This window comes from Ferruginibacter sp. HRS2-29 (genome assembly GCF_024343615.1).
Classification (GTDB): Bacteria; Bacteroidota; Bacteroidia; order Chitinophagales; family Chitinophagaceae; genus Ferruginibacter.
The window spans coordinates 1-371 of record NZ_RJUB01000117.1 but is presented as its reverse complement, the minus strand read 5'-3'; the positions used below and the strand labels follow the sequence as shown (position 1 = coordinate 371).

Here is a 371-nt window from a genome sequence, read left to right as displayed (position 1 = left end):
GGTAGATGTAACAGTGATGGATCCATTGTTGAGACCCGGACAAGCGGCAGCAGTTGGAGTGGCCGTACCGGTGATAGCGGCTCCGGATCCTACCGTACGCGTGATCGTTCCCGTACAGCCTTTTGAATCGGTAAACGTGACCGTATGCGCACCTGCAGAAACTCCGGTGAAGATACCGGTAGTGTTAGTGATGCCGCCATCTAGTATATAAGTAACCGGTGCGGTACCATTAGAACCAATGGTGAGTGTTCCGTTATTGATCCCTGTGCACGAAGTTGGTACAATCGTGGCATTGGCAACCAGCGTCGGTCCGGCAGTAACCGTTGCGGTAGCGTTGCCCGAACAACCGTTGGCGGCGGTAAACGTGATCG

At 54.2% G+C, this 371-nt stretch carries 1 protein-coding gene; it reads right to left on the bottom strand.

The window, feature by feature from the left end; genetic code table 11:
• A partial coding sequence (locus tag EGI32_RS11470; protein WP_255155495.1) for a hypothetical protein occupies positions 1–371 on the bottom strand: 371 nt, incomplete at both ends.